The 16,043-nt window shown below is 33.0% G+C and carries 13 protein-coding genes and 2 pseudogenes; 12 read left to right on the top strand and 3 right to left on the bottom strand.

The window, feature by feature from the left end:
• The 9 genes and pseudogenes from L6Q46_RS09065 to L6Q46_RS09025 all read left to right on the top strand — a co-directional run.
• A pseudogene (locus L6Q46_RS09065) lies at positions 1–126 on the top strand (electron transfer flavoprotein beta subunit/FixA family protein); the annotation flags it as partial.
• A gap of 76 nt (positions 127–202) precedes the next feature.
• A complete protein-coding gene (locus L6Q46_RS09060) occupies positions 203–1,171 on the top strand; it encodes an electron transfer flavoprotein subunit alpha/FixB family protein (RefSeq protein WP_291284031.1) in 969 nt (322 codons plus the stop codon).
• A 179-nt stretch (positions 1,172–1,350) separates the two neighbouring features.
• Positions 1,351–1,974 (top strand): bifunctional nuclease family protein, encoded by a 624-nt coding sequence (locus L6Q46_RS09055; protein WP_291284030.1) that lies wholly within the window; start codon positions 1,351–1,353, stop codon positions 1,972–1,974.
• A gap of 18 nt (positions 1,975–1,992) precedes the next feature.
• Complete coding sequence (locus tag L6Q46_RS09050) at positions 1,993–3,252, top strand: nucleoside permease (RefSeq protein WP_291284029.1); 1,260 nt, start codon at positions 1,993–1,995, stop codon at positions 3,250–3,252.
• A 59-nt stretch (positions 3,253–3,311) separates the two neighbouring features.
• Positions 3,312–4,136 carry a thymidylate synthase gene (locus L6Q46_RS09045; protein ID WP_291284028.1) on the top strand — a complete coding sequence of 275 codons (825 nt, stop codon included), beginning with the start codon at positions 3,312–3,314 and terminating at the stop codon, positions 4,134–4,136.
• A gap of 46 nt (positions 4,137–4,182) precedes the next feature.
• Positions 4,183–4,725 carry a DUF4468 domain-containing protein gene (locus L6Q46_RS09040; protein ID WP_291284027.1) on the top strand — a complete coding sequence of 181 codons (543 nt, stop codon included), beginning with the start codon at positions 4,183–4,185 and terminating at the stop codon, positions 4,723–4,725.
• 237 nt (positions 4,726–4,962) lie between these two features.
• Positions 4,963–5,448 (top strand): dihydrofolate reductase, encoded by a 486-nt coding sequence (locus L6Q46_RS09035; RefSeq protein ID WP_291284026.1) that lies wholly within the window; start codon positions 4,963–4,965, stop codon positions 5,446–5,448.
• A gap of 234 nt (positions 5,449–5,682) precedes the next feature.
• Positions 5,683–6,414: a bifunctional demethylmenaquinone methyltransferase/2-methoxy-6-polyprenyl-1,4-benzoquinol methylase UbiE gene (gene ubiE, locus L6Q46_RS09030; protein ID WP_291284025.1), complete on the top strand. Its 732-nt coding sequence runs from the start codon at positions 5,683–5,685 to the stop codon at positions 6,412–6,414.
• A 1-nt stretch (position 6,415) separates the two neighbouring features.
• Positions 6,416–7,108 (top strand): porin family protein, encoded by a 693-nt coding sequence (locus L6Q46_RS09025; RefSeq protein ID WP_291284024.1) that lies wholly within the window; start codon positions 6,416–6,418, stop codon positions 7,106–7,108.
• A gap of 3 nt (positions 7,109–7,111) precedes the next feature.
• Here the strand turns inward: L6Q46_RS09025 and L6Q46_RS09020 are convergent, their stop codons facing one another.
• On the bottom strand, positions 7,112–7,837 hold the full coding sequence (locus tag L6Q46_RS09020) for an RNA methyltransferase (RefSeq protein ID WP_291284023.1): 726 nt from the start codon (positions 7,835–7,837) through the stop codon (positions 7,112–7,114).
• A gap of 36 nt (positions 7,838–7,873) precedes the next feature.
• Between L6Q46_RS09020 and L6Q46_RS09015 the strand changes: the two genes are divergently transcribed.
• The 3 genes and pseudogenes from L6Q46_RS09015 to accD all read left to right on the top strand — a co-directional run bounded on the left by L6Q46_RS09015 (position 7,874) and on the right by accD (position 12,425).
• Positions 7,874–10,423 carry a BamA/TamA family outer membrane protein gene (locus L6Q46_RS09015; RefSeq protein ID WP_291284022.1) on the top strand — a complete coding sequence of 850 codons (2,550 nt, stop codon included), beginning with the start codon at positions 7,874–7,876 and terminating at the stop codon, positions 10,421–10,423.
• A gap of 47 nt (positions 10,424–10,470) precedes the next feature.
• Positions 10,471–11,461 (top strand): annotated as a pseudogene (gene fbaA, locus L6Q46_RS09010) (class II fructose-bisphosphate aldolase).
• A 109-nt stretch (positions 11,462–11,570) separates the two neighbouring features.
• Entirely contained in the window at positions 11,571–12,425 is an 855-nt protein-coding gene (gene accD, locus L6Q46_RS09005; protein ID WP_111567354.1) for an acetyl-CoA carboxylase, carboxyltransferase subunit beta, read from the top strand.
• Positions 12,426–12,465: 40 nt separating this feature from the next.
• On the opposite strand, the gene L6Q46_RS09000 is transcribed toward accD, so the two are convergent.
• A complete protein-coding gene (locus tag L6Q46_RS09000; RefSeq protein ID WP_291284021.1) occupies positions 12,466–14,874 on the bottom strand; it encodes a TonB-dependent receptor in 2,409 nt (802 codons plus the stop codon).
• 67 nt (positions 14,875–14,941) lie between these two features.
• Positions 14,942–16,043, bottom strand: a 1,102-nt coding sequence (locus L6Q46_RS08995) for an ABC transporter permease (protein ID WP_291284020.1), incomplete at its 5' end; no start/stop codon positions are given.

Below are 16,043 nucleotides of genomic sequence, written 5' to 3'. Positions count from 1 at the left end.
GACGCTTCTGCAACTAAAGCAGTTAAATTTGAAAAACCAGCTGCAAAATCAGCAGTTAAATTAGTAAATGCTGACAATTTAGATGAGTTAATTAACTTATTACACAACGAAGCTAAGGTTATTTAGTAATCAGTGTTCAGTTTTTAGTGTTCAGTTAAACACTTAAACTTTTAAACATTTTAAACTCTTAAACTTAAAAATCATGTCGATATTAATATATGCTGAATCAGCAGAAGGAAAAATTAAAAAAGCAGCATTCGAATTAGCTTCTTACGCAAAAAAAGTTGCTGCTTCAATGGGAACAACAGTTACCGCTGTAACTATTAACAACTCTGACAACAGTGCTTTAGCAGCTTACGGAGTTGACAAAGTATTAAACGTTTCTAACGATAAATTAAACAATTTTAGCGCAAAAGCTTATGCAGATGTAATTGCTCAAGCGGCTAAAAAAGAAGGAACTCAAATCGTTTTAGTTTCTTCAACTACAGATAGTTTATATTTAGCACCACTTGTAGCGGTTGCTTTAGAAGCGGGTTATGCTTCAAATGTAGTAGCTTTACCTGAAAGCACTTCTCCATTCCAAGTGAAAAGAAATGCTTTTTCAAACAAAGCTTTCAATATTACTGAAATTTCAACTCCAGTAAAAGTTTTAGGAATTGCTAAAAACTCTTTCGGATTAGTAGAAAATGCAGCTGCTATGACAGAAGAAACTTTCGCTCCTTCATTAAACGATGCTGATTTCGGAATCAAAGTGGAAAACGTTGAAAAAGTAAGTGGAAAAGTAACTATCGCTGACGCTGAAATCGTGGTTTCTGCAGGTCGTGGAATGAAAGGTCCAGAAAACTGGGGAATGATTGAAGAATTAGCTTCTGTTTTAGGTGCTGCAACTGCATGTTCTAAACCAGTTTCTGATATTGGATGGAGACCTCACAGCGAGCACGTAGGACAAACTGGAAAACCTGTAGCTGCTAACTTATATATTGCTGTTGGTATTTCTGGAGCAATCCAACATATCGCTGGAATTAACTCTTCAAAAGTAAAAGTTGTTATCAATACAGATCCTGAAGCACCTTTCTTTAAAGTAGCTGATTACGGAGTTGTAGGTGATGCTTTTACCGTTTTACCTCAATTAATTGAAAAATTAAAAGCTTTTAAAGCAAGCAACTCGTAATAAAATAGTTGTTTAAAAAATATATTAAATTAAAATTAGAGTTATCTTTGTTTAGGTAGCTCTTTTTTTTATTTTTGGAGCGAATGGCTAACCGTTTTTCTGTTAGCCATTTTCTGACTTTGTGATACTATTTAAAAATCCAAATCAGGCATCAAAGAAATGATAATTTACAATTTGAAATGAGTTTAGTAAAATTAACTATAAAAGGTATTTCCTACAGCCAAACGCAAAACGGAGCTTATGCCTTAATCTTAAATGAAGTAGATGGTGATCGAAAACTTCCAATTGTTATTGGTGCTTTTGAAGCGCAATCCATAGCAATTGCTTTAGAAAAAGAAATTAAACCACCTCGCCCACTTACACACGATTTATTTAAAAGTTTTGCCGACCGATTTGACATCGTGGTAAAACAAGTGATTATCCACAAGCTAGTCGATGGTGTTTTCTATTCGAGTATTATTTGCGAAAGAGATAAAATTGAAGAAATCATCGATGCCAGAACTTCTGATGCGATTGCATTAGCTTTACGTTTTAACGCACCTATTTTTACTTACAAAAATATCTTAGACAAAGCCGGAATTTATTTAAGCATCAACCCAGCTGAAAATACCGAAAATCAAGAAAACGATGACATCCTTTCTACTCCAGAAACTTTTGGACAAGAAGATGTTGTTGTTCCTGCAGATAGTTATTCAGGCTATTCACTAAAAGAATTATACGAAAAACTAGACGAAGCTGTACAAAACGAAGACTACGAAAAAGCAGCAAAAATTAGAGATGAAATCTCAAAAAAAGAATCTTAAAACTTTAAAGAAACTAACATGAATGTAAAATTCAGATTAACGATAATGAACTTTTTCCAGTTCTTCGTTTGGGGAGCTTGGCTTATTACAGTAGCAAATTATTGGTTTGGAACTAAAAATTGGGATGGAGCGCAATTTGGAGCTATTTTTTCCACTATGGGAATCGCTTCGATTTTCATGCCAACCCTTTGCGGAATTGTTGCCGACCGTTGGATAAACGCCGAAAAATTATACGGAGCACTTCACATTTTAGGAGGTTTAACTTTGATGTATGTTCCTCAAGTTAGCAATCCGTCTGATTTCTTTTGGGTGATTTTAGTGGCGATGATTTTTTATATGCCAACGATTGCTCTTTCTAATTCAGTTGCTTACAACGCTTTGAAAAAAGGCGGTTTGGATGTTGTAAAAGATTTTCCACCTATTCGTGTTTGGGGAACCATTGGTTTCATTGTAGCAATGTGGATCACCAACTTAACTGGAAACAAAGCTTCTGAAAATCAGTTTTACATTGCGGCTATCGCAGCTATATTGTTAGGAATTTATTCGTTTACCTTACCAAAATGTGAACCTCAAGGAAAAACCGCAGAAAACAAATCATTTGTGGAACTAATCGGTTTAAGTTCGTTTAAATTATTTGCCGATTATAAATTAGCATTGTTCTTTGTTTTCAGTATGTTCCTTGGAGCGGCTTTACAATTAACGAATGCTTATGGTGATGTATTTTTAGATGATTTCAAACACAATCCTATTTACGCTGATTCATTAGTAGTAAAATATTCGACTTTAATTATGTCGATTTCTCAAATTTCGGAAACTTTATTCATCTTAGCGATTCCGTTTTTCTTGAGACGTTTTGGAATCAAACAAGTAATGTTGTTTAGCATGATTGCTTGGGTATTACGTTTCGGTTTATTCGCTTACGGAAATCCAGGAGACGGATTGTGGATGATTATTTTATCGTGTATCGTTTACGGAATGGCATTTGATTTCTTCAACATTTCAGGTTCATTATTCGTAGAAACCTCAACCGATTCTAAAATACGTTCTTCTGCGCAAGGTTTATTTATGATGATGACTAACGGATTTGGAGCTGTTTTAGGAAGTGTTGTGAGCGGACAAATGATAAGCATGTATTTTACAGATGCTGTTACAGGTGAAAAAGATTGGCACAACATCTGGTTAGCATTCGCTATTTATGCAGCAATTATCGCAGTAGCTTTTGCTGTCTTGTTCAAACACAAACACAATCCAAAAGACGTTGCTAATGTTTCGCATTAGTAAGGTAAAAAGCGTCAAAAACTTTTAACCTTTTAAACCATTAAACTTTTAAACTCAACATGAAACAATACCACGATTTAGTAAAACACGTATTAGCAAACGGCAACCAAAAAGGCGACCGTACTGGAACAGGAACCTTAAGTGTTTTTGGATACCAAATGCGTTTTGATTTAAGCGAAGGTTTCCCAATGGTAACCACAAAAAAATTACACTTAAAATCGATTATTTACGAATTGTTGTGGTTTTTAAATGGCGATACGAACATTAAATATCTACAAGAAAACGGTGTTAAAATTTGGGACGAATGGGCGGATGAAAACGGCGATTTAGGTCCGGTTTACGGACACCAATGGCGCAATTGGAACAGCGAAGAAATTGACCAAATTACCGAATTAATCGAAACGCTAAAAACCAATCCAAACAGCAGAAGAATGTTAGTTTCTGCTTGGAATCCTAGTGTTTTACCAGATACTTCGGTTTCTTTTGCAGAAAATGTGGCGAACGGTAAAGCCGCTTTACCTCCATGTCATGCGTTTTTTCAGTTTTATGTAGCGGATGGAAAATTAAGTTGTCAGTTGTACCAACGTAGTGCTGATATTTTCTTAGGCGTTCCGTTTAATATTGCGTCTTATGCTTTGTTTACGATGATGATTGCACAGGTTTGTGATTTACAAGTAGGCGAATTCATCCACACCTTTGGTGATGCACATATTTACAACAACCACATGGAACAATTAGAATTACAATTGTCTCGCGAGTGTCGACCATTACCAACGATGAAATTAAACCCAGAAATCAAAAACATTTTCGATTTCAAGTTTGAGGATTTTACTTTAGAAGGTTATGACCCGCATCCACATATTAAGGGTGTTGTGGCGGTTTAGAAAACAAACTTAGTAATTGTAATACTAAAAAACTAAACTCATGAATATGAAAAAAAACTTTATCTTATTTATTTTAATTTTTATTACTTCAAACTGTTTTTCACAAGAAAAAAAATTCATATATGATAAAAACGGTTTAACTCCATTTGTTGTTACAGATGTAGATAATAAATCCTTAAAAGAAATATATCAGAAATCTGTTAACTGGATTAAAGAGACATATAAAAATCCAGATATAGTTATAAAGGCTCAAATTGAAGATGAAAGTATTAGATTCGAAGGAATAAGCAATAAAGTAGCTGTAGTTTATGATGGATTTGGAGGAAAAGGCTTTTATGATGTAAAATATTCAATAAAGATTTCTGTTAAAGATCATAAATATAAATTTGAAATAATAGAATTTGAACTTCTAAATTGTCCAATCAAAAAAAATGGCTGGAACCCTAGCGATAAATCCTTTTTTAAAGAAGATGGAAGTCCACGAAAACCTTGGAAAGATTATCCTAAAAGTATCGAAACTCTTTTTGATGAATTAAATAATAGCTTAAAAAATTATATTATAAAAGATTCTAAAAAAGATAATTGGTAATTTCTAAAAGAAGCATCACTGCTTAACTAGCTTTGCTCAAATGACTCTTTTCGAATTCCCCACAGGAAATTTACTATTGAATGAAATGTTTTGTCATTTTTATAATGACTTATTTTTATCCTATCTTTTAAAAAAACAATTATCAAAACGTTAAAAGCTTTTCTTACATTCGCCATTTTTACAGTGTAAAAAATAATTTTCTACAAAATACTTACCTTAGCGTTTCAAATTATTACTATGTTAACCATAATCGCAGCCGCATCAGAAAACAATGCTTTAGGAAAAGACAATCAATTGGTTTGGCATTTGCCAGATGATTTTAAGCGTTTTAAAAGTTTAACTTCAGGTCATTATATTGTAATGGGAAGAAAAACCTTTGAAAGTTTTCCGAAACCGTTACCTAATCGAACTCATATTATCATTACTAGACAAAAGGATTACGAAGCTCCAGAAGGTTGTTTCGTAACGAGTAGTTTGCAAAAAGCTATTGATTTGTGTCCGAAAAATGAAGAAGTTTTCATCATTGGCGGAGGCGAAATCTACAATCAATCCATAGAAATTGCCGATAAAATTGATTTAACTCGAGTTCATACAACGATTGAAGCGGATACTTTTTTCCCTGAGATTGATACTGATAAATGGAAATTGGTTTTCGAAGAATTTCATTCTAAAGACGAAAAACACGATTACGATTTTACTTTTTTAACGTACATTAGAAAATAATTTTTTAGAACGCGGATTACACAGATTTGACGGATTTTCACCGATTTTTATAATTCCTATGTGAAACTTCGTGTAAAACTTTGAGCTACTTTGTACAACTAAAACAGATTTTTTAAATTTCTTAAATCTGTGTTCCTAAAAACATTTCTTTAATTTCAATTTTGAAGTTGAAATTGAATTTTGCCCTTGTATTTGATTTTTTATCAGTACTTTTGTGTTCCAAAAAATTGCAAAATGTCAAAAAATATTACGCCATATCAAGATTCTGAATTAGGAAAAAAAGAACAGGTTGCTCAAATGTTTGATACCATTTCTGAAAATTACGATGGTTTAAACCGAGTTATTTCTTTTGGAACTGATGCTAAGTGGAAGAAAAAAATCTTAAAAATGGTGGCGGCAAAACAACCAAAATCTATTTTAGATATTGCTACTGGAACAGGTGATTTAGCTATTTTATTTGCCAATACTTCTGCAACTGAAATCATTGGTTTAGATATTTCTCAAGGCATGTTAGACATTGGGAAGAAAAAAATTGCAGCGCAAAATTTAGACGCAAAAATTCAAATGGTTTTAGGAGATGGTGAGAACATTCCGTATCCTGATAATTATTTTGACGCGATTACGGTGGCATATGGTGTTCGTAATTTTGAAAATCTAGAAAAAGGATTAACCGATATTTTAAGAACACTAAAACCAGGTGGAGAATTGATTATTTTAGAAACTTCGGTTCCTACACAATTTCCTTTTAAACAAGGATACTATGTGTATACCAATTTCATCATGCCAACCATCGGGAAATTATTTTCAAAAGATAAAAAAGCGTACCAATATCTATCAACTTCGGCACAAAATTTCCCTTTTGGAGAAGCCTTAAACAATATTTTGAGAAAAATTGGGTTTATAGACGTGAAGCACTTACCTCAAACATTTGGAGTAGCTACTATTTATCAAGCATCTAAAAAATAATATGAAGAAGTTACTGTTTTTATTACTTTTTTCACCCCTACTTTTTGCTCAGGAAGGCATGTTTAGTAAAGATCCAATTATCAATAAAGAGAACTGGAACAAACAGCGCGTTCACTGGGGCTATTACCTTGGATTTAACAGCTTAGATTTTAAAATTGACTACACTAACGTTACCGAAGATATTGAAGTAGGAACTACAACAGGTTTTAATGTAGGTTTAATTGGAAATTTAAGACTAGCAGAATATTTCGATTTACGATTTGAACCTGGATTAATTATTACCCAACGTAATTTAACCTTTCCAAACATTACTGACACTGGAGACCGTTTAAGAGAAGTAAAATCTACTTATGTTTTCTTTCCTTTACTTTTAAAATATTCTGCTTTACGAACGGGAAATGTTAGACCTTATTTGCTTGGAGGTGTTTCTACTGCTTTAAATCTTAGTAGTAATGCAGCTTCTCCAGATGACAATTTCAACAATCGTTTTAGAATGACTAAATGGACTAATTTCTACGAAGTAGGATTTGGAATTGATTTGTATTTAGAATATTTCATTTTTTCACCATCCATAAGAGGTGTGTTTGGTATGAACGATGAGTTAATTAGAGACAACGACCCAAATAGTCCTTGGACAGGAAATGTACAAGAAATGAAAACTCGTGGTTTCTTCATCAATTTTTCATTCCACTAAGAATTAACTTCGTTTAAATTCGCTCAGAATAATAGCGGTTGCAGTTGCTACATTTAAACTTTCTGTAACTTGAAGATTTCCAAAACGCGGAATGGCAATTCGCTCCGAAACTAATTTTTCAACTGAAGGCGAAATTCCATTAGCTTCATTTCCCATGATGATGACACCTTCTTTTGGCAATTTTTCTTGGTAAATATTTTTCCCATCCATGAAAGTTCCAAAGACAGGTAATTTAGTTTGAGATAAAAATGATTCTAAATTTCCATACACCACATTTACTCTACTAATAGAACCCATTGTTGCCTGAACCACTTTAGGATTATAAATATCTACCGATTCATCTGTACAAAACAACGTTTCAATACCAAACCAATCACACAAACGAATAATCGTACCCAAATTCCCTGGATCACGAACATCATCTAAGGCAACGATTAATCCTTTTTCAATCATTTCTTTTGCGTTCGGAACTTTAAAAACTGCTAAACAAGTATTAGGAGTTGTTAAAGCGCTAATTTTTTTTAATTCGGCTTCAGAAATGGCATGAACTTTGTTTTTTGAAACTGTAAGAAAATCTTGCTTTGTAGTAAACAAATCTTGCAATTCAAAGTTAGAATTTAACAATTCTTGAACTACCTTTACGCCTTCGGCAAAGAAAAGTTGTTCTTGTTTTCTATATTTTTTTTGTTGTAAACTCGTTATTAGTTTAATTTGGTTTTTACTAACCATAAAAATTGTATTTTTGACTAACTTTTAAAAAGTGCTTTGAGAAATAATTTATCAAAAATAACATTATTATTTGTAATCGGAACAATAATTTATTCGTGTTCGTTAGTTAAACGTGTACCCGAAAGTGAAAAATTATTGACTAAAAACGAGATTTACATTAATGATAAAATCAATAAAGAAGAACGAATTAATAATTTATTAGTTCAGCAACCCAATACTAGATTTTTAAATTATCCTTTCGGGCTAACACTTTACAATCTTGCTAAGCCAAATCCAGATTCCTCCTATAAAGCTTGGTTGAACCGAAAACCAAATCGCATCAAAAGATTAAACCGATTTTTATCTGCCAAACAAGTTAACCGATTAGGAAAATCTTTTTTTGTTAGTGGATTATCTAATTTTATGAAAGAAACTGGAGAAGCGCCTGTACTAATTGACAAAAAAAAAGCAGAACGTTCTAAAGAAAGATTAAGCGGTTATTACTACAATAATGGTTTTATAAGAAATGAAGTAACCATGTCTATCGATTCGGTTGGCGATAGAAAAGGAAAAATAGTGTACAAAGTTGACACTGGAAAACCTTATTTTATTGATTCTATTTTTAAATTTATTGAAACTCCAGTTGTTGATAGCTTATATTCGCTTGAAGAAAAAAAGAGTTTTATCAGGAAAGGTGACCAATACAATTTTACCAATTTTGATATCGAACGTAAAAGAATCACACAATATCTAAGAAATAATGGTGTATATCATTTTCAAGAAAGTAATGTGCGATATGACGCCATTTACAATGATTCTACTCAAAAAATGAATGTCAACATAAAAATTGATGATAGACTAGTAAAAAAAGGAGACACACTAGTAAAAAAACCTTTTTCGGTTTATAAAATTAGTCAGGTTAATATTTTTACAAACAATACTTCAAAAAAAGAACGTAATCAGTTTAATGATAGCGTAACATATAGAAATTTCAACATTTACAGTGCTGGAAAATTAAAATACAAACCAAAAGCTATCACAAACGCTATTTTCATAGAAAAAGGAAAACTTTTTAGTGATAATGATAGAACGTTAACTTCAAAATCGTTAAGTAATTTAAAAGTATTTAACTATCCAAACATTGAATATATTGAAGATCCGAGCGACAGCACAAACTCTTCGCTAATTGCTAACATTTATTTGATGAGTAAGCCAAAATACATTTGGCAACCTTCTGTAGATGTTACTACTTCTGATATTCAACAATTTGGAATTAGCGGAAGAATGGCTTTTACTTGGCGAAATTTATTCAAAAGAGCAGAAACATTTGAACTTTCGGCAAGAGGAAACATTGGTTCTTCTAAAGATTTAGCAAATCCAAACAATGTATTTTTTAATATTTCAGAATATGGTGTGGAAGCAAAATTGAGTTTTCCAAGAATTGTTTTTCCAATTGACACCAGAAGAATTATTAAAAAAGAAATGCTTCCAACCACTACAGCTACAATTGGTTTAACAAGTCAGCGAAACATTGGTTTAGACAAAGAAAATTTAACAGGTGTTTTCAATTACAATTGGACTCCAAAACAAAACAATACCATTCGTTTTGATTTACTTAATATACAATTTATTAAAAACTTAAATCCTGAAAATTACTTTAATGTTTATACTTCTTCTTACAACACATTAAACGATTTAGCTCAGGATTACAACGTTGACCCAGCTAACCTTGAAAACGGAAATTTAACAACATCTGGAGCTGTAAATTTCATTAATGATGTTGAAAACGGAAGCACTTCATTGAATCCAAACGACCAAGATTATAAAATCATACGAAGTATTGGAGAAAGAAGAGAGCGTTTAATTGAAAACAACTTAATTGTTTCTTCGGGAATTACATTTTTTAGAAATACGAAAGCAAATCTACTAGACAACAACTTTTACTCAATTAGAACAAAAATTGAATCTGCCGGAAATGTGTTATCGTTATTAGCGGGAACAAAAAACGAAGATTTGAATCAAAATGGCAACAAAACCATGTTCGGAATCGAATATTCGCAATACATAAAAGGAGAAGTCGATTTTATCAAGCATTGGGATTTTGGCAAGAAAAACACCTTAGCTATGCGCGCATTTGCTGGTTTAGCTGTTCCTTATGGAAACGCGCAATCTATTCCGTTTTCACGAAGTTATTTTTCTGGAGGTTCAAATGACAACAGAGGTTGGCAAGCTTATAGCCTTGGACCTGGACGAAGCGGTGGAATTAATGATTTTAACGAAGCCAACTTTAAATTAGCCTACAGTTTAGAATACCGATTTAGAGTAGGAGGAAATTTTTACAGTGCCGTTTTTGCTGATATTGGTAACATTTGGAATGTATTCGACAACATTACAGATGAAGACTATACTTTTAACGGATTTAGCTCTTTTGAAGATTTAGCTTTTGGTTCTGGAATAGGTTTACGATACGATTTTGACTTTTTTGTTTTCCGTTTCGATTTAGGTTACAAAGCCTACGACCCAGGAAGAGAAGTGGGCGACCGATGGATGAAAGGAGTCAACTTTAGCAAAACAGTGCTAAATTTTGGTATTAATTATCCGTTCTAATTTTTTAAATTATTATTTTTGCACAACTATACTAAAAACATACAACTATGAGTCACAATATTAAACCTGGTGTTGCTACCGGAGATCAAGTTCAAGAAATCTTTAACTATGCAAAACAAAAAGGGTTTGCATTGCCTGCTGTTAATGTTGTAGGATCTAGTACAATTAATGGAGTTTTAGAAACTGCAGCTAAATTAAATGCACCAGTTATCATTCAGTTTTCTAATGGTGGTGCACAATTTAATGCTGGAAAAGGATTATCAAACGAAAATCAAAAATCAGCTATTTTAGGAGCTGTGGCTGGAGCAAAACACATTCACACATTAGCAGAAGCTTATGGCGCAACGGTTATTTTACATACTGACCATTGTGCTAAAAATCTTTTACCATGGATTGATGGTTTATTAGATGCTTCTGAAAAACATTTTGCTGAAACTGGAAAACCATTATACAGCTCTCACATGATTGATTTATCTGAAGAACCGATCGAAGAGAACATTGAAATTTCTAAAAAATATTTAGAAAGAATGAGTAAAATGGGCATGACATTAGAAATCGAATTAGGAATTACAGGTGGTGAAGAAGATGGCGTTGACAATTCTGATGTAGATAGTTCAAAATTATACACGCAACCAAGTGAAGTGGCTTATGCTTACGAAGAATTAATGAAAGTAAGTCCAAGATTTACAATTGCTGCTTCTTTTGGAAATGTTCATGGCGTTTACAAACCAGGAAATGTGAAATTAACTCCAAAAATTCTTAAAAACTCACAAGAGTACGTTCAAAATAAATTCAATACAGGAAATAACCCGGTTGATTTTGTTTTTCACGGAGGTTCAGGTTCTACTTTAGAAGAAATTAGAGAAGCTATTTCTTATGGAGTAATCAAAATGAATATTGATACCGATTTACAATTTGCTTTCACAGAAGGACAAAAAACATTACGATCCAAGAAAATGGGTTCGTGAAGGAGAAGTTACGTTCAACACAAGATTAGAACAAGCTTTTGCCGATTTAAATAATGTGAATACTTTATAAGTACGAGGTACGAGGTACAAAGTACGAAGTTTAAAATTTATTATTAATTGAAATTAGATGAAGATAAGGTTAGCCTTCCAACTTCTAACTTCTAACTTCTAACTTAATTATGGCTTGGTTTAAAAGAAAAGAAAAAGGAATTACAACCGCAACTGAGGACAAAAAAGATGTTCCTAAAGGTTTATGGTACAAATCACCAACAGGAAAAATTGTTGATCAAGATGAATTAGCAAGAAACTTATGGGTAAGTCCAGAAGACGATTATCACGTAAGAATTGGTAGTAAAGAATATTTCGAAATTTTATTCGACAATAACGAATTCAAAGAATTAGATGCGAATTTAACTTCAAAAGATCCATTAAAATTTGAAGACACTAAAAAATATAGTGATCGTTTAAAAGACGTAATGGATAAAACGAAATTAAAAGATGCAATTCGTACCGGAGTTGGAAAATCTAAAGGAAAAGACTTAGTAGTTTCTTGTATGGATTTTGCTTTCATTGGTGGTTCTATGGGAGCAGTTGTAGGTGAAAAAATTGCGAGAGCAATTGATTATTCTATCAAACACAAAATCCCATTTGTAATGATTTCAAAATCAGGTGGAGCTCGTATGATGGAAGCTGCAATGTCTTTAATGCAATTAGCAAAAACATCTGCAAAATTAGCACAATTGGCAGAAGAACAAATTCCTTACATTTCTCTATGTACTGACCCAACAACGGGAGGAACTACTGCTTCTTATGCAATGCTTGGTGATATCAATATTGGAGAACCAGGAGCTTTAATTGGTTTCGCAGGACCACGTATTGTAAGAGATACAACAGGTAAAGATTTACCAGAAGGTTTTCAAACATCAGAATTCTTATTAGAGCATGGTTTCTTAGATTTCATTGCTCACAGAAAAGAGTTGAAAAACAAAATTAACTTATATTTAGATTTGATTCAAAATCAACCAATCAGATAAAAATAAAAATCCCGATAGTGATATCGGGATTTTTTTATGTTTAAAACTTAGCTCGCAAAGCCAAAATAAAATTCTTTCCTGGTGCTACAATTCCTGAACTGTAAGGACGATAGCGTTGGTCTGTGATATTTTCTAAACCTGCGGTTACTGTAAAGTTTTCGGTAAGTTTGTACATCGATTTTAAGTTTAATGTGTACCAACTCGGAGAATACGGATTTCCATTGCTGTCAATTGCATAAATTTCTGGTTTACCTTTTTCTTCTTCGGCTAAATTATCATACGAAACTTCATCGCTGAATTGTGCATTCAATTGTAAATCTAACTTAGAATTGGCATATCCCAAACGACCAATTCCAAAAAATGGCGCCGCATGACGAGAAGGACTTTTCTCTCCATTATCCAATTCTTCTTCTCCTTTTTGAAAATTCAAATCGCCATGAAAATAAAACCCACTTGCTGATTTCACTTCAATTCCAGCTTGAATTCCGTACACTTTTGCATTGGCTGCATTTTGAATGGCTTGCACATTACTTAATTCGCCATCGTATAAAATTTCAGTTGCGCCATTTAATGTAAAATCTCTTCTTACCATGGCATTTTCCAGCAAAGTATAATAAGCAGAAACATCTACTTTAACGTTTTTACCAAATAATTTCGCCACATTCAAATCTACATTATAAGCATATTCCGCTTTTAAATCTGGATTTGGAACCACAACTGAACCTGGTTCAGAATCAAATACTTTTCCTAAATCATCCACATTCGGAGAGCGGAAAGCAGTTGCCACATTAGAACTAATTACCCATTTCGCCGTTGGACGATACACCAAACCTAAACTTCCAGTTAAAGCGCCGTCGTTAATTTTTGCTTCAGTAAAAGGAAACGGATAAAAAGTAGTATCAAACTCCGCATTCAATACAAATTGATTATATCGCAAACCTGCTTGAAGCAACATTTTTTCAGAAAATTTATATTGGTCATTGATATAAATTCCATAAGAATTCCATTTAGCTTGTGGATAACGCGCTGGTCCTGTTTGACTTATTCCAGTAACAATATTTTCATCAATTCCTTCCGAATTTACATCATTCGTTACGAATTCAACTCCGTAAAAAACCGCATTTTTAGCACTTGTTTTCTTGGTGAAATCCGCATTTACTGAAATAGCATTTACTTTTTCAATTCGCGTAGCACGATTTGGGTTGTTCATGTTACGACTGATTCTACTTTCCTCAAAAAACTGATGCGCCATTCGAATAGAAAGCTCATCGTACATTTTCGTAGCTTGCATATTCGAAATCGACAAATTGTTCATTATCCATTTTTGCGGACCGTAATCGAATTCACCATATCTAGGTAAACCTGAACTATTATATCTAATATGTCTGTCGTAGCGCGAATAACTAGAGGTTTCCGAAAAATGAAAACCATATTGAAAATCCCATTTTTCATTAGGCGCAAAACGTACTTTTTGCATCAAATTGATTTGAAAATAAGCCGTTGGTTTCTGTACCAAAGGATCATCATTCGTCACAACGACATCTACTCCATTTTGTCTTTGTACATAAAAAGGACGCAAATATTCATCTGGACCATGACTTCCCATTTTCAAATCGCCAAAATCATTAGAACTGATACTGGTAACCGATGCCCATTTTTTCCAACCTACATTCACATCAAAATGACCTGTTTTTTCGTTATTTGCTGATGAATATCTTGTAAAAGCACTTCCGGTTACAAATGGTTTTTCTTCTGTTGTGAATTGTGGCGTTAACGTTTGAAAACTCATTACGCCACCAATAGCATCACTTCCGTAAATAACAGAACTTGGTCCGAACAATACTTCCGATTTTTCAATAGCAAATGGATCTAACGAAATAACATTTTGAATATTTCCACCTCTAAAAATAGCGGTATTCATTCGCACACCATCAATAGCATAAAGCAAACGATTGGTCGCAAAACCACGAATCATAGGACTTCCTCCGCCCTGCTGACTTTTTTGCATGAACACTTTTCCAGAAACCGTTAATAAATCGGCTGCCGTTTGTGGATTTTGCAATTGAATATCTTTTTTGGAAATTGAGGTGATTTTTACTGGAATATCTCGAGTATGTTGCTTCCATCGATTAGCAGAAACTATAATTTCATCCATTGCTAATAATGAAGGCGCTAAACTTAACTGAAAAGAAGCTAATTCCAATTGGTTATAACTCACCATTTGAGTTTCATATCCAAAAGATTGAATGATGATTTTATTAAACCCAACAAAATCAGAAACATCAGCCTGACCTTTATTATTGGTAACAACGTAAACTTTTTTATCCTCAGAAGCAAGCGTAACCGATTCTAAAGGGTCACCCGATTCTTTGTCTTTTATGGTTATAGTTTGAGAAAATGTTATAGTGGTAAAACCGAAAAATAGGATTCCTAATAATTGCTTTAGCATTATTTTGAATTGTTTTAATAATTAATGTGAACAAATTTACAAAATGATTGTCACTTATTGCCACAAATTACATGCCACTTCTAATAGCTTCCACAGGATCTAACTTAGAAGCTGAAATTGCAGGAATAATTCCAGAAATCAATCCAATAAACGCGGCTAATCCTGAACCTAATAACATATTGGAAGCACTTAACACAAATTCGAAATCTAGTGCACTTGACAATATTAAAGCAATAATCCATACTAAAAACATACCGACAATTCCTCCAATTAAAGACAAAATAATAGCTTCAAACAAAAATTGAAATAAGATGAATTTATTTTTAGCACCTAATGCTTTTTGAATTCCGATTAAGTTGGTTCGTTCTTTTACTGATACGAACATAATATTAGCTATACCAAATCCACCTACTAAAAGCGAAAACGCACTGATAATCCATCCAATCATGTTCATTTGCCCTACAATGTTATCAATAAAATCGGTAAAACCAGACAACACATTCATAAAGAAATTATCAATTTCACCAGTTTTTACGCCTCTAAAACTTCTTAATTTTTGCGACAATTCGGCTTTGAATTCTTCAATATCAATCCCTTTTTCAGGTTTAATCAACATTGCTGGAGTTAAAGCTTTACTATTATCACCATACATTTTTCTTAAGAAATTCACAGGAAAAAATACAGCAACGTCGTTACTATCTCCAAACATACCTTGACCTTGCTTTTTCAAAACACCAATAACGGTAAAACGCTGACCATACAAACGAATTTTTTTACCGATAGGATCACTATTTTCAAATAAACCAGTTGCAACTTCACTTCCTATTACAATAACTGAACTACCAGAGTTGGATTCCGATTCGGTAAACAAACGACCTTTCTCAATTTTAACGGGTTCAATATCAAAAAATTCTTCGGTAGAAGGTTTAACTCGAATAGAATTAACCGTTTTTGAATCGTATTTGATGCTTTCGTTACGTGTAAATAAATTGAAAGATATTTTATCTATTCCATTAACATTACGTCTTAGATATTCGTATTCCTCATAAGTTACATCAGGAAATTGTTCGCGTTTCCAACGAGGTACTTCAGACGGGCCAAATGAAAAACGCATTAAATACACAGTATTCATATCCATATCACTCAAGTCTTCCTTGATTTTTTTATCC

The sequence above is a fragment of the Flavobacterium sp. genome (assembly GCF_023151265.1).
Lineage (GTDB): Bacteria > Bacteroidota > Bacteroidia > Flavobacteriales > Flavobacteriaceae > Flavobacterium.
The sequence above is the reverse complement of the archived record's forward strand: the minus strand, read 5'-3'. Positions and strand labels throughout refer to the sequence as shown.

Bases quoted from the DNA above. Each gene is read 5' to 3' on its own strand.
- L6Q46_RS09060 (WP_291284031.1), top strand. From the start codon at position 203: ATGTCGATATTAATATATGCTGAATCAGCAGAAGGAAAAATTAAAAAA.
- L6Q46_RS09055 (WP_291284030.1), top strand. From the start codon at position 1,351: ATGAGTTTAGTAAAATTAACTATAAAAGGTATTTCCTACAGCCAAACG.
- L6Q46_RS09050 (WP_291284029.1), top strand. From the start codon at position 1,993: ATGAATGTAAAATTCAGATTAACGATAATGAACTTTTTCCAGTTCTTC.
- L6Q46_RS09045 (WP_291284028.1), top strand. From the start codon at position 3,312: ATGAAACAATACCACGATTTAGTAAAACACGTATTAGCAAACGGCAAC.
- L6Q46_RS09040 (WP_291284027.1), top strand. From the start codon at position 4,183: ATGAAAAAAAACTTTATCTTATTTATTTTAATTTTTATTACTTCAAAC.
- L6Q46_RS09035 (WP_291284026.1), top strand. From the start codon at position 4,963: ATGTTAACCATAATCGCAGCCGCATCAGAAAACAATGCTTTAGGAAAA.
- ubiE (WP_291284025.1), top strand. From the start codon at position 5,683: ATGTCAAAAAATATTACGCCATATCAAGATTCTGAATTAGGAAAAAAA.
- L6Q46_RS09025 (WP_291284024.1), top strand. From the start codon at position 6,416: ATGAAGAAGTTACTGTTTTTATTACTTTTTTCACCCCTACTTTTTGCT.
- L6Q46_RS09020 (WP_291284023.1), bottom strand. From the start codon at position 7,837: ATGGTTAGTAAAAACCAAATTAAACTAATAACGAGTTTACAACAAAAA.
- accD (WP_111567354.1), top strand. From the start codon at position 11,571: ATGGCTTGGTTTAAAAGAAAAGAAAAAGGAATTACAACCGCAACTGAG.
- L6Q46_RS09000 (WP_291284021.1), bottom strand. From the start codon at position 14,874: ATGCTAAAGCAATTATTAGGAATCCTATTTTTCGGTTTTACCACTATA.